2 protein-coding genes are annotated in these 947 nt (G+C 53.7%); both read right to left on the bottom strand.

Features of this window, described 5'->3' with window-relative positions; translation table 11 throughout:
• The coding region (locus tag ACR0BZ_RS19855; RefSeq protein ID WP_480921082.1) for a hypothetical protein at nucleotides 1–416 on the bottom strand (416 nt) is incomplete at its 3' end.
• Between the two features lie 314 nt (nucleotides 417–730).
• Nucleotides 731–947, bottom strand: a 217-nt coding sequence (locus tag ACR0BZ_RS19860; protein ID WP_480921083.1) for a M15 family metallopeptidase, incomplete at its 5' end; no start/stop codon positions are given.

Genomic DNA, 947 nt, shown 5'->3' on the forward strand with positions numbered 1-947 from the left:
GCGCCTTGTGCGCGCAGCCGCTTAAAGTATTTCTTTAACTCGCCGTACAGGACGGGCTCGAGGGTTTTACCTGCGGCTTTGGCATCGGCAATAGCAATTGCCAGCATCCTAGGGGATAGGGTGAGCGTGATTGCCCAATTCCTTGGGGCAATGCTCATTTCATAGATGGCGCGCTCGCGCCATTTTAGTTTGCGATATTTCAAACATCGCGGACACTTTCGGCAGGGACCGAACATGGTGATTTCCAACGCCCGTTGAGGGCGGTTGGCCCAATCGATAAAACGATCATGTTTCAGACGGATTGGGACCGGGGCGTCACAGTAGGGGACGCCGTGAATGTGCGTCGAGTATCTCGTCCCGTCGGGATCGCGCAGCCTAGCCTTTGCGAACGAGTAGCGGAATTTGGTGTAGTCCATGAATTCCTGTCACTTATGCATATACTATCAAGTCCCCGCTGCGCGGGCTGGTTCTGGATGCATCGGCTCACAATGAACGACATTGAGAGACAAGCGGTTAGCTTGGGACTGCGGACACCCCCAGAGGGGACCCCCGTCCTTGTGCAAACAAGCCGGAGTTTGTTTGCGGCGCGCTTCGCGCGTTGCTTAGAAAGCGAAAAAGAACGTTTGCGAACGTTTGGAGAACAAACAGGGGGAACGCTTTTTTATGGGTTAGGATACCCGAAACCGAAACAGCCCCTGAGAGGCGATCCTAGAGGCTGTCCGGCGATTTCCTAAAATTGGCTGTCACGACCCTTTGGCAAAAGCTCAATTTGCCAATGACAGCCATCGACAAGGGTTTTCCAGTGCCCCCCCCACGTTACGGGAATACAAGCTTCGTTCGAAGCTTGCTGGATGTACTTGTCGAGGGTTTGATACAAGTCCAAGTCCCATAAAGGTTTGGACCAATCATGGCTCATAGCGGCGAGATCGACCGCACGTCCGTCGATA

Source organism: Ruegeria sp. P8 (assembly GCF_056534665.1).